Source organism: Pseudomonas sp. S06B 330 (assembly GCF_002845275.2).
GTDB lineage: Bacteria > Pseudomonadota > Gammaproteobacteria > Pseudomonadales > Pseudomonadaceae > Aquipseudomonas.
Genome location: NZ_CP088149.1, coordinates 2,559,893 through 2,583,566, shown reverse-complemented (window position 1 = coordinate 2,583,566; position 23,674 = coordinate 2,559,893). Strand labels below are relative to the sequence as shown.

The 23,674-nt window shown below is 59.7% G+C and carries 19 protein-coding genes; 7 read left to right on the top strand and 12 right to left on the bottom strand.

The window, feature by feature from the left end; genetic code table 11:
* Nucleotides 1-72 precede the first annotated feature (72 nt).
* The 5 genes from CX511_RS11615 to lysA form a co-directional block, all read right to left on the bottom strand.
* Nucleotides 73-501, bottom strand: coding sequence for a MarR family winged helix-turn-helix transcriptional regulator (locus CX511_RS11615; protein WP_045179778.1), 429 nt, complete (start codon nt 499-501; stop codon nt 73-75).
* Nucleotides 502-609: 108 nt separating this feature from the next.
* Nucleotides 610-1,293, bottom strand: coding sequence for a ribulose-phosphate 3-epimerase (rpe, locus tag CX511_RS11610; RefSeq protein WP_101293334.1), 684 nt, complete (start codon nt 1,291-1,293; stop codon nt 610-612).
* Nucleotides 1,294-1,305: 12 nt separating this feature from the next.
* Nucleotides 1,306-2,232: an alpha/beta fold hydrolase gene (locus tag CX511_RS11605; RefSeq protein ID WP_101293335.1), complete on the bottom strand. Its 927-nt coding sequence runs from the start codon at nt 2,230-2,232 to the stop codon at nt 1,306-1,308.
* Nucleotides 2,233-2,269: 37 nt separating this feature from the next.
* Entirely contained in the window at nt 2,270-3,847 is a 1,578-nt protein-coding gene (locus CX511_RS11600) for a class I adenylate-forming enzyme family protein (RefSeq protein WP_101293336.1), read from the bottom strand.
* Nucleotides 3,834-5,435: a diaminopimelate decarboxylase gene (gene lysA, locus CX511_RS11595; protein WP_045179771.1), complete on the bottom strand. Its 1,602-nt coding sequence runs from the start codon at nt 5,433-5,435 to the stop codon at nt 3,834-3,836. The genes CX511_RS11600 and lysA overlap by 14 nt, the downstream gene beginning before the upstream one ends.
* Nucleotides 5,436-5,887: 452 nt before the next feature.
* Between lysA and ccoN the strand changes: the two genes are divergently transcribed.
* Both ccoN and CX511_RS11585 read left to right on the top strand, forming a co-directional pair.
* On the top strand, nt 5,888-7,315 hold the full coding sequence (gene ccoN, locus CX511_RS11590; RefSeq protein WP_045179769.1) for a cytochrome-c oxidase, cbb3-type subunit I: 1,428 nt from the start codon (nt 5,888-5,890) through the stop codon (nt 7,313-7,315).
* 11 nt (nt 7,316-7,326) lie between these two features.
* A complete protein-coding gene (locus tag CX511_RS11585) occupies nt 7,327-7,539 on the top strand; it encodes a hypothetical protein (RefSeq protein WP_045179767.1) in 213 nt (70 codons plus the stop codon).
* 160 nt (nt 7,540-7,699) lie between these two features.
* Here the strand turns inward: CX511_RS11585 and CX511_RS11580 are convergent, their stop codons facing one another.
* The gene (locus tag CX511_RS11580) at nt 7,700-10,177 is read right to left on the bottom strand and encodes a UvrD-helicase domain-containing protein (RefSeq protein ID WP_045179766.1); all 2,478 of its coding nucleotides are present in this window, start codon (nt 10,175-10,177) and stop codon (nt 7,700-7,702) included.
* Between the two features lie 221 nt (nt 10,178-10,398).
* Here CX511_RS11580 and CX511_RS11575 point away from each other — a divergent pair, with 221 nt between their 5' ends.
* Nucleotides 10,399-11,097 carry a pirin family protein gene (locus CX511_RS11575; RefSeq protein WP_101293337.1) on the top strand — a complete coding sequence of 233 codons (699 nt, stop codon included), beginning with the start codon at nt 10,399-10,401 and terminating at the stop codon, nt 11,095-11,097.
* A gap of 108 nt (nt 11,098-11,205) precedes the next feature.
* Here the strand turns inward: CX511_RS11575 and pgm are convergent, their stop codons facing one another.
* The 5 genes from pgm to CX511_RS11550 all read right to left on the bottom strand — a co-directional run bounded on the left by pgm (nt 11,206) and on the right by CX511_RS11550 (nt 19,816).
* Nucleotides 11,206-12,843 carry a phosphoglucomutase (alpha-D-glucose-1,6-bisphosphate-dependent) gene (gene pgm, locus CX511_RS11570; RefSeq protein ID WP_045179762.1) on the bottom strand — a complete coding sequence of 546 codons (1,638 nt, stop codon included), beginning with the start codon at nt 12,841-12,843 and terminating at the stop codon, nt 11,206-11,208.
* A gap of 95 nt (nt 12,844-12,938) precedes the next feature.
* Entirely contained in the window at nt 12,939-15,200 is a 2,262-nt protein-coding gene (locus CX511_RS11565; RefSeq protein ID WP_101293338.1) for an ATP-dependent DNA helicase, read from the bottom strand.
* Complete coding sequence (locus CX511_RS11560) at nt 15,197-16,849, bottom strand: VRR-NUC domain-containing protein (protein ID WP_101293339.1); 1,653 nt, start codon at nt 16,847-16,849, stop codon at nt 15,197-15,199. The genes CX511_RS11565 and CX511_RS11560 overlap by 4 nt, the downstream gene beginning before the upstream one ends.
* An 85-nt stretch (nt 16,850-16,934) precedes the next feature.
* Nucleotides 16,935-18,344, bottom strand: coding sequence for an aminotransferase-like domain-containing protein (locus tag CX511_RS11555; RefSeq protein WP_101293340.1), 1,410 nt, complete (start codon nt 18,342-18,344; stop codon nt 16,935-16,937).
* Nucleotides 18,344-19,816 carry a hypothetical protein gene (locus tag CX511_RS11550; RefSeq protein WP_143527777.1) on the bottom strand — a complete coding sequence of 491 codons (1,473 nt, stop codon included), beginning with the start codon at nt 19,814-19,816 and terminating at the stop codon, nt 18,344-18,346. Before CX511_RS11550 ends, CX511_RS11555 begins: the two co-directional genes overlap by 1 nt.
* A 748-nt stretch (nt 19,817-20,564) precedes the next feature.
* Between CX511_RS11550 and CX511_RS11545 the strand changes: the two genes are divergently transcribed.
* Together CX511_RS11545 and CX511_RS11540 are read left to right on the top strand one after the other, a co-directional pair.
* Nucleotides 20,565-21,800, top strand: coding sequence for a DUF1835 domain-containing protein (locus CX511_RS11545; RefSeq protein WP_101293342.1), 1,236 nt, complete (start codon nt 20,565-20,567; stop codon nt 21,798-21,800).
* Nucleotides 21,801-22,071: 271 nt separating this feature from the next.
* The gene (locus tag CX511_RS11540; protein ID WP_045179753.1) at nt 22,072-22,320 is read left to right on the top strand and encodes a hypothetical protein; all 249 of its coding nucleotides are present in this window, start codon (nt 22,072-22,074) and stop codon (nt 22,318-22,320) included.
* A 30-nt stretch (nt 22,321-22,350) separates the two neighbouring features.
* On the opposite strand, the gene CX511_RS11535 is transcribed toward CX511_RS11540, so the two are convergent.
* Entirely contained in the window at nt 22,351-22,566 is a 216-nt protein-coding gene (locus tag CX511_RS11535) for a DUF3079 domain-containing protein (protein ID WP_045179751.1), read from the bottom strand.
* 197 nt (nt 22,567-22,763) lie between these two features.
* On the opposite strand from CX511_RS11535, the gene CX511_RS11530 reads away from it, so the two are divergent.
* Both CX511_RS11530 and CX511_RS11525 read left to right on the top strand, forming a co-directional pair.
* Nucleotides 22,764-23,294 carry an iron transporter gene (locus tag CX511_RS11530; RefSeq protein WP_045179749.1) on the top strand — a complete coding sequence of 177 codons (531 nt, stop codon included), beginning with the start codon at nt 22,764-22,766 and terminating at the stop codon, nt 23,292-23,294.
* Nucleotides 23,294-23,668, top strand: a complete 375-nt coding sequence (locus CX511_RS11525; RefSeq protein WP_045179747.1) for a cupredoxin domain-containing protein — start codon at nt 23,294-23,296, stop codon at nt 23,666-23,668. The genes CX511_RS11530 and CX511_RS11525 overlap by 1 nt, the downstream gene beginning before the upstream one ends.
* Nucleotides 23,669-23,674 lie beyond the last annotated feature (6 nt).

The window sequence follows — 23,674 nt, the reverse complement described above, 5'->3', positions numbered from 1 at the left end:
AGGTGACAGGATCACGACTGCTTTGCAGCCGCTCGCAGCCTGGCGACAGCGGCTACAGGGCAATCGAGAGCATCAACGCAGCCGCGAGCGTATCCGCTGACAGACATTGAGCACCTGCTGCACCTCGCTCTCGCCAAGGTCGATCTTGCAAGCCATGCTGTTGAACACCTTGGCGGCTTCGGCCTTGAGTTCACGGCCTTTGTCGGTCAGCAGCAGGTTGCGCCGACGGCGGTCCGTCGGGTCGAGGTACACGGTGATAAAACCATTATCGGCCAGGCGTTTGACAATCGGCGTCAACGTCCCCAGGTCGAACAGGGTCAATTCACTCAGGGCGCTGATCGAGACGTCGTCCTTACCCCACAAACCGGCCATCACCAGCAATTGCGGGTAGGTAATGCCACGCTGTTTCAGGGGTTCGGCATAATCGCGAACCATGGCATTGGCAGTCGAGTACAACGAAAAGCACAGCATTTTTTCGAAGTCGAAGGTCGGGTCAAGCATGCCCACCTCCCTTGACCCGACTAAACGGCTGCAAGGTGGTTTCTGTTTTATTGTGCAAGGACAGGTAACTCATGCTGGATTCGCGAGAATCGTGGGTATAACCGCTTATCAGTTGTGGTTGGCCACAGCATCGGCAATCTTGCCGCGCAAAGCCGAAATCGTATCGCGGTAATCGTGCTGGGCGAAGATTGCCGTACCGGCAACAAACATGTCAGCGCCTGCGGCCGCCACCTGACCAATGGTGTCCAGATTGACCCCACCGTCGACCTCCAGGCGGATAGGGCGGCCACATTCATCAATCAGCTTGCGCGCTGCGGCAATCTTGGGCAACACCTGCGGGATGAAACGCTGACCACCAAAGCCTGGGTTGACCGACATCAGCAGAATCAGATCAAGCCGGTCAAGCAGGTAATGAGCCGCGTCCAGGGAGCTGGCAGGGTTGAACACCAGACCGGCCTTGCAGCCAAGATCCTTGATCAGTTGCACAGAACGGTCCAGGTGCTGGGTCGCCTCCGGATGAATCGAAATGTAATCAGCGCCCGCCTCGGCAAATGCCTGGATCATGCTGTCTACGGGTGTGACCATCAGGTGCACATCAATCGGCGCGGTAATTCCGTGGCTGCGCAAGGCCTTGCAGAACTGTGGGCCCATGGTCAGGTTGGGCACATAGTGGTTATCCATGACATCGATATGGATGACATCGGCTCCCGCAGCCAGCACCTGCTCGGCTTCTTCACCCAAGCGGGCAAAATCGGCGGCCAGTATCGACGGTGCAATCCAGAACTCTTTCACGTACGTACTCCATTACTCGTTGACTAAGCGTTGTCGCGATCCCGACTCACCTCGCCCGAAGGCCAGATTGAGCTGTTCGATAAACGCCGGTGTAGGGGCATCGAGATGAAAATGATGACCGCCATCGTGCCACTGCACCCGAGTGTGCGGGGGCAAGGCATTTTTGCGTTTGTCGAAGGCACTCCCGGCAAACAATCCCTGATGGCCGAGCAGCAGGTGCAATGGACAGGTTATTTGCTGCAAGAACTCGCAGGCCTGACGCTCGGTCAATTGCAGCGGCTCAGGTAACACCAGCCGTGGGTCATGACGCCAGCGATAGCCATGCCCCAGATTGACCAGGTCACGCATGGCCAACAAGCGTGCGCCTTCCGCGCTGAGGCTGGCGCCAGTGCCGCTACGGCGCTCGTTGATGGCCATTTCCAGACTACTGAATTGTGCCTCTTGCGGCCCGCTGAATCCGTTCAGACGCGTTCGCAGGGCCAAGCGCAACAGGCGCTGAGCCTTGCGCATATGCTCGACGGTGTTACCGTCGTCGACCGTAAACGGCGCACCCATGCCATCGATAAACACCAAGGTGTCGATGCAACGGTTCATCGCTGCCAGAATCGAGGCCACACCGGTGCCCATGGAATGGCCGAGCACGGAAAAACGCTTCCAACCCAGGCACTCGACCAGCGCATTCATGTCGTCGGCATGCTCCCACAAGTAGTAACCGCTGTCGGCCCGACGGTGTTGGGAGCGACCGTGACCGGCCAGATCCGGGGCCACGACAAAACGATCGCGCAGCAAGGGGGCGATACGCTCGAAAGAGGCCGCGTTGTCCAGCCAACCATGCAGGGCGAGCACCGGCGGGTCACTTTCATTGCCCCAGGTTCGCAAGGCGAAGTGATTACCGTTGACGTCCAGCGATTGCTCACGCCCGATATGGCCCAGACTCATGGATAGCTCTCCTCGTGCAGGCGACGCGCCGTGGCCTTCATCCCACCACCAGCCGCTGTCCGATACGTGCCGAGTGCTGTAACTGCTGCAGATCAACCTTGCCATTGGCGGTGCGTGGCAAGCTGCTTTCGATCACGATCGACAACGGCACCTTATGCGTCTCCAGACCATGGCGGCAGCGTTCGAGCACTTGTTCGGCACTAAGGCTTACACCTTGCCCCAAGGTGATAAATGCGCACAGCCCCTCTCCGACCGAGGCATGTTCGATTCCAACCACAGCAGCGGCTTCGACACCATCAATCGCGTAGAGGAAACCCTCCACTTCACTGGGGCTGACCTTCATGCCACGCGACTTGATCACGTGGTCCATGCGTCCGCGAAAATACAGGTAACCGTCCTCATCGAGGCTGCAGTAGTCGCCGGTGTACAGCACGCTTTCCCCCGGATAGCGCCCAGGCTTGAGCTTGAGCGCGGTGGCCGCCGGGTTGCGCCAATAGCCGGCCATGACCGTGGCACCACGAATCACCAACTGGCCCACCTGGTGGGGTTGATCAATTCGCTGACCGTCCTCATCCACCAGCCAAAGCTCGGTATTAGGGATAGCGATGCCGACGCTGCCCGGTTTACTGTCGATGTCTTCAGGGGGCAAATAGGTACAGCGTTTGCACTCGGTCAAGCCATACATGGAAAAGATCTGCGCCAAGGGAAACAGCGCCTTCATCTGAGCGATGTGCGGCGCTTTGAGCGCAGCACCGGTGTTGGTCACCATACGCACCCCGGCAAACGTTGCCTCACGCTTGTGGGCGTATTCGTGCAGCAGGGTGAGCATGGTCGGTACGAACGGGATCACCGTGACCTGATACTGACGAATTTTGCGAATCAGGAAAATCGGCCAGGTAAACTCCTTCTCCAACACCAAAGTAGCTCCAGCGCTGATCGCCATAATCATCTGATACAGGCCGTAGTCAAATGACAACGGCAGTGAACAAAGCACGTTGTCACTGTCGTTGTAACCAAGGTAGGTGTGCAACGACGCCAGTGCCGCGAGCATGTTGCGGTGGGTCAGCATCACCCCTTTGGGCGCGCCCGTAGAACCTGAGGTGTAGATGATCGCGGCCAGGTCCAGGTCCAGATTACCGCACGGCAACGGCACGCCAGCACCTTGCCCGAGCAGGCTTTCGAACGTCTGGGCCACACTCGACCCGGCTTCGCCATCCAGCAGCACGATCAACTTCAGATAGGCAAGTTCTGCAGTGCTGACCGCCAGGCTGGCAAACTTTTCAGTGGTGGTGATCAGGACCGAAGCCTCGGCATCGCGAACGATGTAGTCAAGGCTGTCGGGTGGGGTTTCCAGGCCGACATTGACCACCACACCACCCGCTTTGAGGATGCCCCAGAAGGCACAGACCGTTTCGACGCGGTTGCCCAGGCACACCACGACCCGCTCCTGACGCTGCAGGCCATTGACCTGCAAACCCGCCGCCAAGCGTGCACTGGCTTCGTCCAGCTGTGCGTAGGTGTAGGTTTCATCGGCGTAGATGATCGCCGCCTTGTCCGGATGCAAGCCGTTGCGGGTTTCCAGCACATCCTGCAGGAGGACTTCACGCGCGTTCATGCTGCACCTCAACCACCCCCATGGAACAGTGCACGGCACCGCCCTGCCGGTGTGCATCGATGTAGCCTGCAAGCGTCGCCACGGTATTGAAGTGCCCCGGGACAATGGTGTCCGGATTGACGAAGAAGCCGTCGATCTGGTCTTCCAGGCTGATCAACAACTCCATCGACGTCAACGAGTCCAGGCCCAAGTGGTCACGCAAGTGGGAGTCGGCGTTGATCACTGTGCCTTCCGGCAACTTCAAGACCACCCGCAGGATGTCACCCAGTCGCTGCTGAGTCGCCTGTTGCACATCGGCCGCCGGTTGAACGGCAGCGGCGCTGCTGAGCATCGCTTCAAGCGGCACATCGGTGTGGCTGTCGCGTATCTCCAGTGCCGTCTGACGCGCTCTGACGAGAAACAGCTGGTTGTTGCTGACCACTACTTCGGCCGGGTGTCCATGGCTGTGGAACAGCGTGGGCGAGGCCGACGGGCCGTAGGCACCTGAGGCGGTCACCGCCAGCAGATCGCCTTCGCGCAGGGTTTCCAGTTGCACGTCGCGCCCTAGCAGGTCATCGGGGCTGCACAGGGGGCCGGACACATGGTATTCGCGCAGTGGTGCCCCCGTGTTACCGGTGGCCTTAACGATACGGAAGTTGCGCTTGAGCACCTGACCACTGCCGGCCGCCGCACCATGACAGTTTGTGCCGCCATCGGTTACCGCAAAGCACTTGCCGTGGTTGTCCTTGATATTGTCGACGGTCACCAGCAACGCGCCGCACTTGCCGGCAATGAAACGCCCGGACTCGAGGATAATGCGGGTGCGCGGGAATTCCTGGTGGAAGTCATTGAACAATGGCACCAGTAATTGTTTGAGCTGAGCCGTATCAAGCTCTGTTTCGTTTTCGTAGTACTTGATCCCAAGACCGCCACCCACATCGACCATGCGCATGTCCAACTGATGGCGCCGCGACAAGGTACGAAACAGGCTGAGGATATAGGCCGCGTTGTCATACACCGATTGGGCGTCAAGAATTTTGGTGCCGTTATAAACGTGGATACCCTTGATCTTGATGTTCGGCAACGCCAGGTAATCGGCGAAGTTGGCCACTGCCGTGTCTTCCTGGATACCGAAGTGGGTGGGTCGCCCACCCATCTTCCACGGTGAACCTGCAGCAGAAAAGTTCGGATTGATACGAATCGCCACCGGCGCGTCACATCCCAACTCCCCTGCCAGGGCCGACAACTTGCGCAACTCGCTTTCAGACTCGACGACGATGGCGAACACCCCCACTTCCAACGCCCGGCGGTGCTCTTCAGGCTTTTTATACGGGCCCAAAAGAATAATGTCCTGCGCCGCCACCCCGGCCTTGAGGGCGATTTCCAGCTCCCCCAACGAACAGACCTCTGTGTTGCCCCCGTATGAACGGATCAGTTTCACCAGGGACAGGTTCGGGTTGACCTTCAGTGCATAGAAGATATCCACGCACTCGGGCAGTGCCTCGCGCAACTCGTTGAAACTGCTGCGCAGTACGGTTTCATCGTAGAGGTAGGTCGGGGTCCCGAACTGCGCTTTTGCCTGGAGGACGAGTTCCTTGGAAAGCTTCATCTGTTGCTCCCATCGTTCTTATAGTGTTCCGCTCTGGCGGCGGTGCTGGCCGTCGGCGTGTAAGCACCCTCGCACACGCTCGATGGCGGATTGGCTTCATTTTTGATTGCGCATTGCTGACACGATCTATGTGATCGCACCTAAAACTTTGCGCGCAAAGTTTGTAGAAATTCTGCGGTCGGGTCAAAGGTGATGTCAAGGTAATTCCAGCGCAACGCGACTGCGGCACAAAGCCACGGCGCTCGTGGAAATCTCACCCAGAACAGAGATATTTCGTCGCACCTTGGCCGGATCAGTGAGGTAAATCCCCAGCAAATACGGTGCTTTTATCTGATCCGGTGTTATGCCCAGTTTCTGAGTCTGTTTTGAATAACGGCAGGTTCCTACAGTCTGCGCCGGTGTCCCGCCCTCTTTCGGTAGGACGAGCCTTACAGGAACTGTGGAAACTAGCCATGAGCACACATCAACAGGCCCAGGCCTACAACTACAAGGTGGTCCGCCAGTTCGTCATCATGACGGTGTTCTGGGGCGTCCTTGGGATGGCGATGGGGGTCTGGATCGCTTCGCAACTGGTCTGGCCCGAACTTAACCTCGAACTGCCGTGGACCAGCTTTGGCCGCTTGCGCCCCTTACACACCAGCCTGGTGATTTTCGGTTTTGCCGGCAGCGCACAATTTGCCGCCAGTTACTACGCCGTCCAGCGCACCTGCCAGGTACGCCTGTACAGCGACAAACTGGCCGCTTTCACGTTCTGGGGCTGGCAGGCGACCATCGCCATCATGCTGGTCAGCTTGCCGCTGGGCCTGACCACTACCAAGGAATATGCCGAGATCGAGTTCACCGGTGCGGTGTGGATGGCTATCGTCTGGGTCGCGTATGGCGTCGTGTTCTTTGCCACCCTGATGCGCCGCAAGGTCAAGCACATCTATGTCGGAAACTGGTTCTTTGGGGCCTTCATCGTGGTGATCGCGATGTTGCACGTGGTCAACCACCTGTCGATCCCGGTCAGCTGGTTCAAATCCTACCCGGTGTATTCCGGCGCCACCGATGCCATGGTCCAGTGGTGGTACGGCCATAACGCCGTGGGCTTTTTCCTCACCACAGGCTTTCTCGGCATGATGTATTACTTCGTACCCAAGCAGGTTGGCAGGCCGGTGTACTCCTATCGCCTGTCGATTGTGCACTTCTGGGCGCTGATTACCCTGTACATCTGGGCCGGCCCACACCACCTGCACTACACCGCCCTGCCCGACTGGGCGCAGTCGCTGGGCATGGCCATGTCGCTGATCCTCCTCGCACCGAGCTGGGGTGGCATGATCAACGGCATGATGACCCTGTCAGGTGCCTGGCATAAGCTACGCACTGATCCGATCCTGCGCTTTCTGGTGCTCTCGCTGGCGTTCTACGGCATGTCGACCTTTGAAGGGCCAATGATGGCAATCAAGACCGTCAATGCCCTGTCGCACTACACCGACTGGACCATTGGCCACGTACACGCCGGCGCCCTGGGCTGGGTTGCGATGATCACCTTTGGCTCGCTCTATCACATGATCCCGAAAGTCTTCGGCCGCGAGCAGATGCACAGTATCGGCCTGATCAACGCGCACTTCTGGCTGGCGACCATCGGCACCGTGCTGTACATCGCCTCGATGTGGGTCAACGGCATTGCCCAAGGCCTGATGTGGCGTGCCACCAACGAAGACGGCACCCTGACCTACTCCTTCGTCGAAGCACTGGTGGCCAGCCATCCGGGCTTCCTGGTGCGCTTCATCGGTGGGGTGCTATTTCTCAGCGGCATGCTGCTGATGGCGTACAACACCTGGCGCACGGTGCGCGTGGCGGATGAAAATCTGGCGTTGGCCAACGCCCGCCTGGCCTGAGGAGTACCGATATGGATCAGTGGTTGTATGCCCTGCATTGCATCAATGGCGTGCTGTTCTTCTACCTGGTCACCAGCGTCTGCCTGCGCGGCCATAGCCGCGAGGTGGATGATCAGGCCAGCTTGATGCCCTTTGCCGATGATCCGGCCGTGGCGCAGCGGGTTGAGCAGGCGATTGGCAAGCCGGTGCCGGCGGTTAAGCCGGACGTGGCGTTGAAGGCCTGAATGGCGACTTCGCAGCAATCGCTCCGTAGCCGCTGCCGCCAGGCTGCGATCGGCTGCGAAGCCGTCGTTATCCGCTCACCATGATGGGCTAGATGACGGTCGCTTCACGCCCGATCGCAGCCTGGCGGCAGCGGCTACAGCTGGCCAGCATGTGGAGCGGTCAGCTGACCACCCGCTCCCGGCCATCTTCGAAAAACACCTTGCGCCCGTCCACCTGGCTCGACGCTCTGGGCAGGTTGACAGCATCCCCCGTGGGTTTCTCCACATACCAATAGCAATGCTTCGCCGCACGGGTGATGGCCACATAGGCCAGGCGCAGTACTTCATCCTTCTGGGCATTGTCGAAGGCCAGCGGATCGCCTACACGCCCCAAACCGGCCTGGCGATACACCTGATTCTTGTACGGTGAGCTGGTCAGGTGCTGGCAATCACCGAGCATGAACACGGCGTCAGCCTGCAGCCCCTTGGCGCTGTGGTAGGTCAGTTGACGGAAGCGGCGTTGGTTCGCTGGCAACCCTGATTCATGATTTACCAGAGGCTGAATATGCTCTGATATCAACTGCTTATCGCTGCTTTTTCGAAACAACATCATTACCGACTCACCGCGTCGGTAATGCTCCATCAGCGTCTGAGCTAAGGCTGCCTCATCACGCTCAAGCACTTTGACCGGCAACGGATCCTCTGCCGCCGGACCACACGCCCTGGCCTTCTTGCCGTTGATCGCGGGCGCCGACTTCACGATGTGCTCAGCCGCATCAATGATGTGCTGGTGGCTACGGTAGTTGTCGGCGAGCATCACTCGCGTGGTGCTCGGGGAGGAAAACTCCTTGCTGAACTCCATGAAGAACTTGGGCGAGCTGCCACGCCAGCCGTAGATCGACTGCCAGTCATCACCCACACACAACAGTGAGGAATGCTGGGCGACGCGACCGATGTGCAGGTCAGGTCCGCGTCGACGGATCTCGCGCAGACACGCCCGCAGCCAGGAGACGATCTGCGGCGAGACATCCTGAAATTCATCGATCATCAGGTGTGCCAGCGGGCGCAACAAAGGATCGGGCAGCAGCTGCAGGTTTTCCGGGTTGTTCTCGCCGAACAAGGCAAACATGCGGTTGTAGCTCATGATCGGAGGCGACTGGCCGAGCAGATGCGCCTCCAGCGCCTTCCAATACAGACTCAAGGCCTCAAAGAACCGGGCATCGCTATCCCCTGCGGGGAAGCTCATGGCACCTACGGCCTTGTTTACCTCAAGGCCAAGGTTTTCGATAAAGCCTGCGGCACCGACAAAAGCATCGAGCAGTGGCATCGCCGACAGCTCACCTTTGACCTTGTAATCGAAACCCGGCCCAGCGACAGCGTCACCGGCCAGGGAAGAGGTCAAGCGTTTGGCAGCAGCATAATTTTCAAGCCAGATCACCGGCTTATCGCAGAACGCTTGAAACAAGGTGCGCTTTATCACCCACTCCGCCCAGACCGGCAACTTGGCCCCTGGACGCTTGTACTGCTGGTTTTCACCCGGATCGAAGCCAAGCACCACCCAGGCATCGAGCTCGGCAATATGGCCATGAAAATGGAAGCGGCTGCCGTTGATCTCGACTGTTTCACGGCTCGGTTCGATGCCTTTGATCGGCCAGGCACCGGCACCAAACCAGAGGTCTTCGAGGGTATCGCAGAGTTCTTCATCACGGCTGGCGGAAAGCTGGGTTACGGCCACACGCTTTTGCACGTCGGGGTGATCGCGGTCCAGAGCCTTGAGCTGCAAGGCCTCACGGCGCAGGCCGGCAATCAACTCGGCAAAACGCGGACTGCTGTTGAGCAGGTCGCGATAACACAGGTTGAGTTGCTGGCGCTGAGCGTCATTGATGCGCAGGTCGAACGGATTGCTCTCGGCATTGGCTTCGCTGCCCCCTGGCATCTCGCTGCCGAGGGTCTCGAACGCGCGCACCTGGCTGAAACCCGGCAGGCTGCGCACCAGTGGCAGGATGCGCGAGTGGAAGGTGCGCACCAGTTCTCGGGCCTGGGCAGGGTTCAGATTGAGCTGCCAAAGGCTGAATACCTGCACTAGCCGGGCGATGAAGTCCTTGCGCGATTCACGGGTGAAGGTCACCACGGTCATGGCGTCCAGCTCAACGCCCAAATAATGGCGCAGCAGCAGAATGCGCAAGACCAGCGATGTCGACTTGCCTGCCCCGGCGCCGGCGATGACGCACGTGGACGGCGTGTCGCTGAAAATCATCTTCCATTGTGCCGCACTAGGTTGCGCGTGCGCGGGCAGGCGCTGGGCGACATCCGCCTTGAAGCGTTTCTTCAGCTCGGCCGTCAGCGGCAGGCGCCAGTCGTCGAACAAATGATCGTCCTGCGCTGGCACAGCGTGGCCATCGGGGCGCGTGTCGCGGATCACCAGAACTTGGCGCCCGGCTTCGTAGCCGTCTACCCGCCCTTCTTCGTAGCCTTCACGCAAACCGTCGGCATGCCCATTGCGCTGGCCCGTGGCATGGCCCTGAAACCAGGAGTCGCGATGCTGCGCGTGCAAGCGGCTCAAGCCACGACCGAGCAGGCGCGCCGTAAGGCGCTTGATCCAGGGCAGTTGCGCAGGGGGAGTCAACTCCAGGGGTAGCTTGGGACGCTCTTCAGACACACGGACTCCAACAAGAAAAAACCTGCGCTCATGTTCGCTCCATCAGACAAAAATCACCAGCTGAATGCTTACAGATCAGTGAATTAGACGATGAAGCGTATAAATTACCCCCACTGTAAACATCCAGCAATTCGATTGAAATCAGCCGAAATTTACGCTTATTTTCGATCATAGATTCAGCCATGATCACGCCATCAACCGACTCACCAGGAGAGCCCATCATGCTGCAACTGCGCCCCTTCAAGAGCCTTGGTCACGCCAACCATGGCTGGCTCGACGCCCACCATCACTTTTCCTTTGCCGAGTACTATGACCCGCAACGGATGCAATGGGGCAACCTGCGGGTCTGGAACGACGACCTGATCGCCGCTGGCAGTGGCTTCCCGCCGCATCCGCACCGCGACATGGAAATCATCACCTATGTACGTGAGGGTGCTATCACCCACCAGGACAGCCTGGGCAACAAGGGCCGTACTGAAGCCGGCGATGTGCAGGTCATGAGTGCCGGTACCGGTATCACCCACAGCGAGTACAACCTGGAGAAGGTCGATACGCGGATTTTCCAGATCTGGATCGTGCCTGAGCATGCTGGACAGGCACCGACCTGGGGCAGCCGCCCCTTCCCCAAAGGCGAACGCGGCGAAGGCTTCGTGGCCCTGGCCAGTGGTCGTGAGGGTGATGAGGACAGTCTGCGCATTCGCGCCGATGCACGGCTGGTGGCCGCAACTCTGCAGGCTGGGGAAAGTGCCGAGTATCGCTTCGACACCGGTCGGCGTGGTTACCTGGTGCCGGCCAAAGGTCTGATTGAAGTCAATGGCGTGCGTACTGAAGCACGCGACGGGGTTGCCATCGAGAACGAGCAGGTGCTCACAGTGACAGCCCTGCAAGACAGCGAGATTGTGCTGGTGGATGTGGCCTGAGCACTCAGGCCCTTGTGGGAGCCGGTCTTGCCGGCGATGCTGTCAGCGCATAGCAGCCGCTACGGCGTCGATACCATCGCCGGCAACGCCGGCTCCCACAGGTCACCATCAAGCGATTGCGGCGTCTACCAGTTCCTGGGCCTCAGCCACCAGCCGCTGCAGGTGTGCTTCATCGACGAAGCTTTCCGCGTAGATCTTGTAGATGTCTTCGGTACCCGATGGCCGCGCCGCGAACCAGCCATTGGCGGTCATCACTTTCAGGCCGCCAATGGCCTGGTTGTTACCCGGCGCATGGCTGAGGATCTGGATGATCGGCTCACCGGCAAGCTCAGTCGACTTGACCTGCTCCGGTGCCAGCTTGCTCAGCAAGGCTTTCTGCTGCGCGTTGGCCTTGGCCTCGACACGAGTAGCAAAGGGCTCACCCAGCTCAGCCGTGAGTTCAGCATAGGCCTGGCTTGGGTCACGACCGGTGCGGGCAGTGATTTCTGCCGCCAGCAGCGCCGGAATCAAACCATCCTTGTCGGTGGTCCAGACACTGCCATCCTTGCGCAGGAACGACGCACCGGCGCTTTCTTCACCGCCAAAGCCCAGGCTGCCATCGAACAAGCCATCCGCAAAAAACTTGAAACCTACCGGCACTTCGTACAAGCGTCGGCCCAGACGCGCGGTAACACGGTCGATCAGGCCGCTGCTGACCACGGTCTTGCCGACCGCCGCATCCTGACGCCACTGCGGACGGTGCTGGAACAGGTAGTCGATGGCCACGGCCAGGTAGTTATTCGGGGCCAGCAGACCGCTCGGGGTGACGATGCCATGGCGGTCGTGGTCCGGGTCGCAGGCAAAGGCCACATCGAATCGTTCACGCAGACCGATCAAGCCCTGCATCGCATGGGGTGAAGATGGGTCCATACGGATCTGCCCGTCCCAGTCGACGCACATGAAGCGGAAGGTCGGATCGACCTCGGTGTTAACCACTTCCAGGTTCAGTTGGTAGTGTTCGGCAATCGCCGACCAGTAACGCACCCCTGCTCCCCCCAATGGATCAACGCCCAGGCGCAGGTTAGCGCTGCGGATCACGTCGAAATCGATGACGTTTTCCAGATCGGCGACATAGCTGCTGACGTAGTCATGGCGGTGAGTGGTGCTGGCTTGCAGCGCCTGCTCGTGATCCATGCACTGGATGTCCTTGAGGCCATTGGCCAGGAGCTCGTTGGCCTTGGCCTCGATCCACTTGGTCACATCACTGTCGGCCGGGCCGCCATTGGGCGGGTTGTACTTGAAGCCACCGCTTTGCGGCGGGTTGTGCGAAGGAGTGATAACAATACCGTCGGCCAGGCCGCTGCTACGCCCACGGTTGTAGCAAATGATCGCGTGGGACACCGCCGGGGTTGGCGTGTACTCGTCATCCTTGGACAGCATGACCTGCACGCCATTGGCGGCCAGCACCTGCAAGGCACTGGCAGCAGCAGGTGTGGACAGCGCGTGGGTGTCAGCGCCGACGAACAGCGGACCATCGATGCCCTGGGCCTGGCGGTACAAGCAGATCGCCTGGCTGATGGCCAACACATGGTTCTCGTTGAAGCTCAGGTCCAGCGAGCTGCCGCGGTGCCCGGAGGTGCCGAACGCGACGCGTTGGCTGGCAATGCTGGCATCGGGTTGGCCGGTGTAATAGGCGGTCAACAGGCGCGGGATATCCACCAACACGGAGGCTGGAGCCGGTTTGCCTGCCAAAGGACTGAGCTTCATGCAAAACCTCAAGAAAGGATGTTCAGGGTATTCAAAATGCGGAGTTTACTGGCACTTTGACAAGCACGCGACGCCAATGCTCCCCAACACCGCGATTATTTGTCCTGCGGCGCCCACCAGGCAGGGAACATGCCTTGCACCCTGGGCTCGGCGAAGCGGTCGTCGATCAGCATGACCATGCCCCTGTCATCCGTGCCTCGGATCACCCGGCCAGCCGCCTGAATGACCTTCTGCACCCCCGGGTACAAGTAGGTGTAGTCGAAACCCATGCCGAACAACTGGCTCATGCGCTGTTTGATCTGCTCGTTCACCGGGTTGACTTGAGGCAGCCCAAGCGTGGCAACAAAAGCGCCAATCAAGCGCGTGCCGGGTAAATCGACGCCCTCGGCAAACGCCCCGCCGAGCACCGCGAAGCCCACGCCGCAGCCCTGAGGTTCGAAACGCTGCAAAAAACCCTGACGCTGCGCCTCATCCATGCCCGGCGCCTGGCGCCACTGAACGATGTGCGGATGCGTTGTGGCCAGCACCTGGGCCACCTGTTGCAAGTACTCGAAGCTGCTGAAGAACGCCAGGTAGTTGCCGGGCTCGGCCTCATATTGCTCGGCAATCAGCGCCGCAATCGGCGCCAGCGAGGCGGCTCGGTGCTGGTACCGGGTTGAGACTTCACGAACCACCTGCACCCGCAATTGTTCGGCGGCAAAAGGTGAGGCCACGTCAAGCCAGGCGGTGTTGGTCGGCATACCGAGCAAATCGGCGTAATAGTGGCGTGGGCTCAGGGTGGCGGAAAACAAGAGGGTGCTGCGGGTCGCGGCGATTCGCGGCGCGATTTGCCTGGCCGGCACCACGTTACGCAGGCACAGGGTCGACAGGCTGCGCTTGCCCGGCCCTTCTCGCTTAGTGATATCGAACAGAAAATGCGCGTCGAACAGTTCACTGACACGAAGGAACTGCAAGGCATCGAAGTAGAACTGCAACAGCGCCGGGTCAATGCCGGTCGGTTGCTGATTGAGTTGTTCCTGAATCAGGCCAACACAGTGCAGTAACGCTTTGAGCAAGCCTTCGGGCAACGCGTCTGCCACCTGATAGGGCGCCAGTTGTGTTTTGTGCAGGGCATTCCATTGACGATTCAGGCGGTCCAGCGCGCTGCCCATGCCCGCCGGTTTGCTGCGGCGCAAGGCCTGCAGCTGCCATTGATCGAGGCTGGCGCTGTACATCTGCCGGGCACGGTCCACCAGGTTGTGCGCCTCGTCCACTAATACAGCCAGGCGCCACTGGTTGACCTGTGCCAGGGCGTACAGCAGAGCACTCTGATCAAAGTAGTAGTTGTAGTCGGCCACCAGCACATCGACCCAGCGCGCCATCTCCTGACCCAGATAATAGGGGCAGACCTGATGAGCCAGGGCAATCTCACGCACTGCCGCCTTGTCGAGAATGGTCTGCGCCTGGGCCGCCTGTCGAGCCGCCGGCAGGCGGTCATAAAAACCCTTGGCCAAGGGGCAGGCATCACCATGGCAGGCACTGCCCGGGTATTCGCAGGCTTTGTCGCGAGCCACCAACTCCAGGCTGCGCAAGGCGAGTTCGGGGGCGCTGGTGTGGAGCTGATGCAAGGCGTCCAAAGCCAGCGCGCGACCCGGCGTCTTGGCCGTCAGGAACAGAATTTTGTCCAACTGCTGCGGGACCATGGCCTTGAGCAACGGAAACAGGGTACCGAGGGTTTTGCCGATGCCCGTGGTGGCCTGGGCCATCAGGCAGCGTCCGGTACTGACCGCCTTGTAAACGGTCTCGGCCAGTTCCCGCTGACCTCGGCGAAACTGCCCGTGAGGAAAGCCCAGGCCCTGCAGCCCGGTGTCACGCCGTGCCACGCGCTGCAGTTGCTGTTCTGCCCAGCGCAGGAACACCGTGCACTGGGCATTGAAGAACTGTTCGAGCGCTTGAGCACTGCAGTGTTGTTCGATCAGGGTCTGGGTATCGCTGTCGACATCCAGGTACACCAGCGCCAGGTTGATGTCGGCCAACTGGCGCTGCTGACAAAGCAACCAGCCATAGACCTTGGCCTGGGCCCAGTGCAGCTGCCGATGGTTGTCGGGCTGGCGCGTCAGGTCGCCGCGGTAGGTTTTGATTTCTTCCAGGCGGTTCAACTGCGGGTCGTAGCCATCTGCCCTGCCCCGCACCTGCAAGGCCGCAAACTGCCCCTCAAGGCTGATCTCGGCCTCATAGCCCGGGCCACGTCGGGCCACAACCCGCTGGTGGCCGCTAATGCCCTCCAGGGCCGTGGGTGAAGGGGTGAAGCGCAGGTCCAGATCGCCCACCTTGGCGCTGAATTCGCACAATGCCCGCACCGCGACGCGATAACTCATGGTGCCTGGGTGACCCAGCTGACGTGGCAAACCTCAACCGGCAGGCCATGTTCAGTGCAGAAGTCAATCCAGCGCAGCTGGTTGTCCTGCAGGCGATCCCCCGGTCCTTTGACCTCGATCATCCGGTAACGCTGCTGTTCGGGCCAGAACTGAATCAGGTCGGGCATGCCGGCGCGGTTGCCCTGGATATCGTCCAGCAAACGCTCGAAACAGCGTTTGAGGTGCTGTGCCGGTAGGCAGGCCAGGGCCTGATCGAGTAAGGCTTCGCTGAGCCCCTGCCAGTAAACGAACGGTGACTGCAGCCCCTGCTTACTGACGAAATGGCGGCGAATCGTCTGCGGGTAACGGCCATCGTCCAGTTGCCCCAGGCAATCGGCGAACAGGTCACTGCGCCGCGCCTGAAACTCGGCATCGTGCAAGTCCTGTGGCGCACTCTGGAACGGGTGGAAGAAGGCGCCCGGCATCGGGGCGAAAATCACCTCCCAACACAGCAGGCCAAACAGGCTGTTGAACAACGTGTTCTCCACGTAATGCACCTTGCCGCCCTGCTGTTCAAGGTGCAGCTGCACCGCCTGTTCCACGCCCAAGGCCGCGTGTTCTATGGGCAGCTGCAGCTCAATCAGGCCGCTCAGGCTTTTTTTCCGCCGGGGCTGCGCTGGCCCTCCCAGCTTGCGTTGCAAACGAGGCAGCATTCGCGCCAAGGCTTGCACCTCAATCGGGCTGGCGGGCTGCTGGGCAACCTCTGTGGCCAGTGCATGGGCCTGGGCCCACTGTTCACTGCGCTCGAGCACCCGAATGCGACGGATCCGCGCGTGCGGGTGGTGGCTAAGCGGGTAGATCTGCAAGGCCAGGTCCCAGTCTCCCAGGCGCTCACAGTGCTGACCAAGCTGGTACAACAAGCGCGAGCGGCGACGCAGCAGCCACGGGTTATCGCTGTCCAAGGGCTCAACTTGAGCCAGCACCTGTGACACCGGTGCCCCCTGCTCCAGCAACTCGGCACAGCGGTGCAACGTGAGGGCCAGGTCGACATCGCCACGTTGACGCAATGCCCGCGAATCATCACTGAAAGCCACCTGTTCATAACGCAACAAGCCCAAATCCGCCAGGACGAACTCTGACCAGTCCTGATATAGATTGCCGAAGAACAATAAGCGAAAGCGATCGCACAAAGCCTGCAGTTGCAACGAAATGATCGGCTCGGCGAAACCGGGTATCCAGTCCTGCACACAGCGCGGTGATAGCTCAAGTACTTGCAGCTGGGTGAACAGTTCGGCCTTGGCCGCTTTGGGGCGAGTCAGCTGCGCGGCAAAGCCGCTGGCGAGTTCTTCCTTACGCAGTAACTGAAACAACTGTTCAAGGCTCACCGGGCTGCGATCACTGACCCAGCCCAGCTCAAGCAAAGGTTGCAGGGCCGGCAGTGGGGGGCCGATTTCGGTATAGACCAGCTTGCTTGGGCGGAACAACGCCCCCTTGCGCATGACCATGCGCACGAGCAACGCCTGGGCCGGGCGCGGCTGCTCGCGGAACTGATGGATGAAGGCCTGCTCACTGCTGTCGAGCAAGTCGGCATAACGTAACTCGATCCAGTCGAGTACCCGCAGGAAATTACCCAGGTAATAGAAAGGATCGTCGACGGAGTAAGCGATCACGGCGAGGCTGCAGAAAGATAATCAAGCCACTGGTTATACATACAGAGAGTGATGCTTTGCAAGCACGCCCGCGACCGCCGATCGGTCAGGGCAACTTGCCGGTCTTCTGAGCACGCTGCAACTCTTCACTGAGCACACTTAACCCGCTCTGCAAGTCCCCTTGCGCACCTGAAGGCCACCCAAGGCGCAGGTACTGTCGATAGTCACCGTGCAAACTGAACACTTCACCGGGTTCGATCAGCAAGCCCTGGCGCAATAAGCGATTGAACAGCATGCGAGAGTCCGTTGGCATTTGAACCTGCGCCCAGATGGTGACCCCACCTGCCGGCATCTGGAAATGCAATTGGCTGCCCAGTTGTATCTGCATTTGCCGATACAGGTGGGTAACGCGCTCGCGCAAGCGCAGCCGTGCCTGGGCCAGATGGACATCAATCCTGCCCTTGGCATACAGCCGGGCCACCGCCTGCTGACGCAATGGCGGCAAACGAAAGCCCCGAGCCAGAAACTGACGCTGCAATCGCCGCTGGCCATGGCGCGACAACAAATACGCATAGGGTGCTTCGGCCCCTACGCTGCGCTCCAGTGACGAAAACACCAGCAAACGCTGCGGGTCGACCATCTCACGTAAGCACGCCTGCGGGTTGGCGGCGAAGTAATACTCGGCGTCCAAATCGTTTTCCAGCAGCCATACGTCATGTTGAGCCAGCAACTGGGCGATGGCCTGATGCTGCGCCGACGGCATCAGGCTGCCGTGAGGGCTGTTCAAGCGCGAAGCAAGCATGACCATGCGCACCGGTTCACGTTCGAGCAGGCTGGCAAATCGCTCCAGATCCAACGCCCCATCAGCGCCCAACGGCAACTCGATTACCCGCAGGCCGGCGCTCTGCAAGATTCTCAGCAAGCGCCAGGAACAAGGCGATGTCACCAGAATCGTGCACCCCTGTAACTCCAGTGCTGCCAGCAGGGTCTCGAACAACGAGCGTAGGTCCAGCGCCAGATAGACATCTTCAGCATTCCAGTACAACGCCACAGAACGCGTATAGCGTGCTGCCAACGCGGTACGCAGTTCCAATTCGCCACAGGGGTGAACAGGTCCGAGAGGCCGTGGGTACTGGCGCAATAATTGCCGCTCGACACCGAGCAAGCTCGCCTCCATCGATGGCAAGGAATGCGCACCACTGAACACCAGCATCTGCGGACTGCGGGCATACTGCTGCAGGTCTTGCAACAGGTCTTCGCCAGCGAACGGGAGCGCAGGTACATTGCCGCCGCTGGCAAAATAGCCGGACTTGGGCACTGACTGTACGCGCCCTTCGTGCTCAAGCAGCGAGTAGGCATACTGAATGGTTGAAATCGAGACATTCAAGCGCTGAGCAAGGTCGCGTAACGAAGGCAACTTGCTGTAACTGCCCGGCGCCATCTGGGCGATCAGCTCCAGCAGGTAGCGATACACCGCCTGATAGGCAAAATCGTTGTTTTTTGTCTGGCGTGTCATCAACGGTTGCCGACCTGATCGCCCCTGTGCTTCGTGCTGTTCGCAGCGCGAGTCGACAAATGGCGCAGGTCGGCCCCCCTCACCTGCAAACTGCTCAGCAGGCACTCGGCGGCGCGACCGGGCAATGGATCTCGAGCATAAAGTGTTTGCAGTATCGGCAGTGGCAAGCCGCTGATGTCGACCAACCACTGCACCACTGGTTCTGGCGCCGGTTGCCCACGCAATGCCTTATGCAAATAAGGGACGGCCACCAACATACCGGGGTGACAGCGACGCAAAAATGCTTCCAGCTTCAGCCCCTGACCGACAAAAGGGCGGAACACTTGGCACACCAACTGCGCTTCGCCCAAGCCATAGGCTCGCGAGGCGACATCATTGGCCTGGGCTCGCCGCTGCTCCAGAACGCCGGGCTGCCAGTGATTGAATACACTCGCCTGCAAGGTGCTGGACAACCCTTTGCATTGCATCAAGCGCCGGGTCTGCTGCAGGTACAGGTCGACCCCATCGCGATAACGCCGGTCGTCGACGAACTCCGCCCGCAATCCCTGCAGGTGTGCCAACAGCAAGGGGTTGGCAAGCCCCGAGCGCTCACAGGAAAACGCCTGCTCGTCAAACCGATAGCCCAAAAAGCGGCTCAACCGCTCGCCTTGAGGGGAATCACAATCAAAGACCAGGTCGCCGATGGTGATAAAGCGCAAGGCTGGCCGATGGTCCGCATCGGGCTCAGGCAGTTGTACAGGCATCCGCTCTTGTCCCAACAACAGGCTCATGTAACGGGCGCGTAGCTCACTCATGCCGTCGAGCAACGATGCTGCACAGCTGTGAATCGGCCGGACACCCAGCAGGTCGGCATTGCGCAATGACCGCCGACTCCAGGCCAGGTAACGCTTGCGATCAGACAGTGAGTCGGCACTGATGATTGCATCTACCCCGCCCTTGCAGCGCAGTGCCTGACGTGCAAGTTCCGCCAGGTGCAGGTAGCCATGACTGGCAAAGTTCGCCAGCAACGGCCTGTCACTCGACAGATGTCCGCCCAGCAACCACTCCTGCCGCTCAGCGTGCTGCTGGTCATGGGACGGCACACGACGGCTGTCGTAAGGAAGCAGTTGCCCAGCATCGAGGACGAGCAAATCGATGCGCGGGTCGTCATGCATGAACAACCGGGAGAATGTGCTCTCAACATTGGCCAGGGCGGTCGTGCTCATGCCGGCCTGCCAGGCTGAGGCAATGCGCAGTTGGAAAGTGCCTGGGGAACGTGCGGCAATACTCAACTGCGCTGCGCGCAAGCACGCCAGCGCCTGGGCGCTGGGTTGGCTGGCATCGAACACGAACATCAGGCGAACCTCCTTGACCCGTTCGACACCACCGGCCGCCACAATCAATCGCTGAATCAACAATTGCAGCGAGGCTTTTTGCGCCTGCGACAAATGTTCAAGCAATCGCTGCAATACTTGTTGATATATAAACTGCATGGCTTGATCGTGAATACTGCCCATAACGCTCACCTGAATTTCAGTTACGGCCACCTGAAAGCTATCGTTCCTGCGAAAACTTTCAATCAGCAGAAATAAGGACTCACCTCATATCCTAGGAAACTTCCTACAATTTCCTACAACAACTTAATGGCACACCAACTCAAGCGCCCCATTCAACTGCCCCCGTGTTCCCTCTCACCTGAACCACAAGACCTTGCTTCATCACGACTCACTCCCTGAGCTCACAAAATGACAGGTTATTATCGGGTGTTGGCCGATGAATAAAAGATACAGAACACGATAAAAAACCCGTTCAGATTTAAATACCCTCGCGCTTACTTTCAGCGAGGAGAAGGCGAATTGCCGCCTAACTTGAACATACCCTATCGTTTTACATTGTGCAGGTATGATACGGGGTTGAAATATCCGAAATTGATCTAGGAAGTCGCGTAGGGCTGTATGCAGAAGTCAGCGATACTGGCTACTTTTTCCAACCTGTATGGACCGGCCACAGAGTGGACACGTGTACGAATATGATTCGTTCCCCGGTCATCTATGAAGATCCTCTTTTAGCGGTTCATACGCCGCCCGTGCATTGCCTTTTACCCTGTGCCCGGCCTATAGTCGCAGCCGGCGTCATCCACGCCCCCCGTCCGCGGAAAGGGCTGCGCCCAGGACTGTACTCCAGGCATTCTCACTACGACTCCCGGCCTGACAGCGGACAAGGCTCGCACAAGGAGTTCGTATGTCCGCTCGACTGTCGTCGCCATCCGAAGATGGCCGCATCAACCTTGAACAACAGCGCAAGCGCGCCAAGGAACTGCTCCAGCGCCTGCGTGCGGATGCTCAGCCCGCACCACGCCTGGCCGATGCCCAACGCCTGATCGCTCGCGACCTGGGTTTTGCCAGTTGGCCCAAGCTCAAGGCCCATATTGACGCCATCGACTTTGCCGCTCGCCATCCTCAGTTCGTTGCCGACGATGAAGCGCGCACCCGGCACTGGCGTTGCGGTAACGACATCAGTCACAGCTTGCGACTGGCCGGCTTTAGCGGAGCGTTTCATATGCTCAGCGACCCGCTGTGCATGGGCCCTGTACGCGACCTGCCCAGTGACCACTACTACACCCTACGCAGCGACTACATCAGCCAGGCCTACGGCCTTGACCGTGCCCAGGTACTGCACAGGATGGTGGATGAATACCGTCAGTTACCGCTGCTTGGCGATTGCCCGCGCGCCGTGCTCTGGTGCGAAGCCGACGCCTACGATCAATTGTTTCTGATTCGGCTGCTGGCCAACCTGGAACGGCTGCCGCCGCGACTGGAACTGATCCAAATCGACCGGATGCCCGGCGTGCAGCGTTTCATCGGCATCGGTCAACTGGCACCGGACGTGCTGGCCTGGCTGTGGCCACAGCGCCAAACCGTCAGCGAAACGATGGTGCAGCTTGCACGTCAGGCCTGGAGTGCCTACTGCGCCCCTTCCCCCGAAGCCTGGGCACAACTGGCACACCGCCAGGACCTGGTCTTGCCGTTGCTCGCACCCGCGTTACTGCGCCAACTGCAGGAGCTACCAGGTCTGAGCGATGGACTGTCACTGAGTGAGCGGCTGTCATTGCAGATTATCGCTGAGTTAGGCGAAGTCCCCTTCGGGCGCGTGTTTGCCGAATTGATGGCCAAGCGTGAACCGCTGCCGTATCTCGGCGACATGATGTTCCATGCCTTGCTGCGGCCGTTGATTGACGCGCCGACGCCATTGATAACCGAAACACAACCCGAGCTGGAATGGCCAAAACGGACGCTGAAGCTGACGGCCTTGGCTGAGCGGGTATTGGCGGGCGAGGCTTACTGGCTGGACCAGTCAGCACCTGAACGTTGGGTCGGGGGCGTACGTTTACTCGCAGGGCAAGGCCACTGGGCGCTGGACAAGAACCTCTGGCCGGTGTGGCGAGCGCCTTCCTCGGCTCTGTACGAAAAGCCTTGATACTCGGTGATGCTGCGTTGAAAACAGCCTCGGAGTGCTCATTTACACCCCGTAAACTCCGCTTCCTCGGCTGTTTTCGCCTTGCCTGATCTTCGCCTCACAACTTTTCATACAGAGCCTAGTCAACGCAATACCCAACCCGCACGTTCGTCGGTCCGGGCCACCCCGGGCCGCTGCTGTGGTATACCCGAAAAAGCAGCCCTGCCTGCACCCTGAGCGAGGAACATGCAAAACTACTAGCGTTCGATACCACAGCAGAGAGGTCAGGACGATGAAAACCCTTCAATGCGTGCATCGCAATCACACCATCACCGCCAGTGTCGAAACCCACGACGGCATCCCTACCCCCTTTGCTGGCGGTTGCCTGATCACCGACCCTGAAGGACACACCAGCCGGCGCCTGCCGTTACCGCTAAAAATGGCGTACCTGGCAGACCTGGACAATGCCCAGCATGCGTCACTGGCCCATGGTAAATGGCTAGTCGATCAGCAGTTGGACAAGCGTCAACAGCTGTTCTGATCCCGTCGTCAATGATCGCCGGGGATCGACCTATCCGGGCCCCTGGTTTTCTATCGGATCAGTGTTGGCAGGCGCCTCGATCCCCCAGTCGCCATGCAGGTACCAATCGTCGCCGAGCATTTCGGCCGGGTGCATGGTGCGGTCGGCACCATTGCCGCAGGCCAGCGCATGGGTGGCGCAATAGCGGTCGCAGCCCCAACAGATACGCTCGGGATGCTTGGGGTTGATGGGAAAGGGCTTGGCCATAAAATGTCCCCAGCGTGGTGATAGCAACGCGTTAAACCTAGCGCGCCGCCAGGGCAATTCCCTTGATGCAGATCAACGACAGCCAACACGCGTGGGCGAGCCTGATGTATCGCCGGTAAAATTGATAATAATCATTATTATTCACGTGACTCCTTCCTAGACTCAGGCCCTCTCCCCTCAGCACCTAGGAAGACGTCATGCGTAACCCCTTGTCGCTGTCACTTGCCTTACTCCTGATCACTCCGCTGGCCCAGGCCAAGGAATACCCCATCGGCGAACCGCAACTGTGTCCGGGCCTGGAAGTCGGTGCGGTGTACCTGCAGCCGATCGAAATGGCGCCTGCTGGGATGATGCGTGCCACTGCCGATTCCGACATCCACCTCGAAGCCGATATCCGTGCCATGGCGGACAACCGCCAAGGCTTTCAGGAGGGCAGTTTCGTGCCTTACCTCAGGGTAACCTTCAGCCTGCAAAAGCAAGGCAGCGACACCCCGATCAGCGGTGACTTGCATGCCATGGTCGCCAACGACGGCCCGCACTATGGCGACAACGTAAAACTGCAAGGACCGGGTAAGTACCAACTGACCTTCACCGTCTTGCCGCCCAACGGTCATGCCTCACTCGGACGCCATACCGATAAGGAGACCGGCGTCGAGCCGTGGTTTGAACGCTGCGAACTGCACTACGCCTTCGTGTATGCCGGCATTGGCAAGAAAGGCGGCTATTGATGGCTCGGCCATTGCCCGCTCACGCTGGCGGCAAGGGCTTTGCCAGCATCCACCGGCGTCTGACCTGGTTGATCCTGGTCGGGGCCACTACCTCGCTGACAGCGGCGCCGCTGCCCACTTATGAACTGATCCTGCGCGACGGTCATTTCACCCCCGCGGTGCTTGAAGTCGCGGCCGGCCAGCGTTTCAAGATCGTGCTGAAGAACCAGGGTGAAGGCCCGGCCGAGTTCGAAAGCACGCCGCTGCGCGTGGAAAAAGTGCTGTCGCCGGGGGTGACCACCTTCGTGGTCATTCATCCGCTGAGGCCTGGACGCTATCCGTTCTTCGACGAATTCAATCCGCAACTGCCCGAAGGCGCCATCCTCGCGCACTAGCCGCAG

Coding starts and splice junctions, on each gene's coding strand:
- CX511_RS11545 (WP_101293342.1), top strand. CDS start 20,565: ATGTCCGCTCGACTGTCGTCGCCATCCGAAGATGGCCGCATCAACCTT.
- CX511_RS11540 (WP_045179753.1), top strand. CDS start 22,072: ATGAAAACCCTTCAATGCGTGCATCGCAATCACACCATCACCGCCAGT.
- ccoN (WP_045179769.1), top strand. CDS start 5,888: ATGAGCACACATCAACAGGCCCAGGCCTACAACTACAAGGTGGTCCGC.
- CX511_RS11600 (WP_101293336.1), bottom strand. CDS start 3,847: ATGAACGCGCGTGAAGTCCTCCTGCAGGATGTGCTGGAAACCCGCAAC.
- CX511_RS11535 (WP_045179751.1), bottom strand. CDS start 22,566: ATGGCCAAGCCCTTTCCCATCAACCCCAAGCATCCCGAGCGTATCTGT.
- CX511_RS11555 (WP_101293340.1), bottom strand. CDS start 18,344: ATGACACGCCAGACAAAAAACAACGATTTTGCCTATCAGGCGGTGTAT.
- CX511_RS11605 (WP_101293335.1), bottom strand. CDS start 2,232: ATGAGTCTGGGCCATATCGGGCGTGAGCAATCGCTGGACGTCAACGGT.
- CX511_RS11530 (WP_045179749.1), top strand. CDS start 22,764: ATGCGTAACCCCTTGTCGCTGTCACTTGCCTTACTCCTGATCACTCCG.
- CX511_RS11525 (WP_045179747.1), top strand. CDS start 23,294: ATGGCTCGGCCATTGCCCGCTCACGCTGGCGGCAAGGGCTTTGCCAGC.
- CX511_RS11615 (WP_045179778.1), bottom strand. CDS start 501: ATGCTTGACCCGACCTTCGACTTCGAAAAAATGCTGTGCTTTTCGTTG.
- CX511_RS11575 (WP_101293337.1), top strand. CDS start 10,399: ATGCTGCAACTGCGCCCCTTCAAGAGCCTTGGTCACGCCAACCATGGC.
- CX511_RS11565 (WP_101293338.1), bottom strand. CDS start 15,200: ATGAGTTATCGCGTCGCGGTGCGGGCATTGTGCGAATTCAGCGCCAAG.
- pgm (WP_045179762.1), bottom strand. CDS start 12,843: ATGAAGCTCAGTCCTTTGGCAGGCAAACCGGCTCCAGCCTCCGTGTTG.
- CX511_RS11550 (WP_143527777.1), bottom strand. CDS start 19,816: ATGCAGTTTATATATCAACAAGTATTGCAGCGATTGCTTGAACATTTG.
- lysA (WP_045179771.1), bottom strand. CDS start 5,435: ATGAAGCTTTCCAAGGAACTCGTCCTCCAGGCAAAAGCGCAGTTCGGG.
- CX511_RS11585 (WP_045179767.1), top strand. CDS start 7,327: ATGGATCAGTGGTTGTATGCCCTGCATTGCATCAATGGCGTGCTGTTC.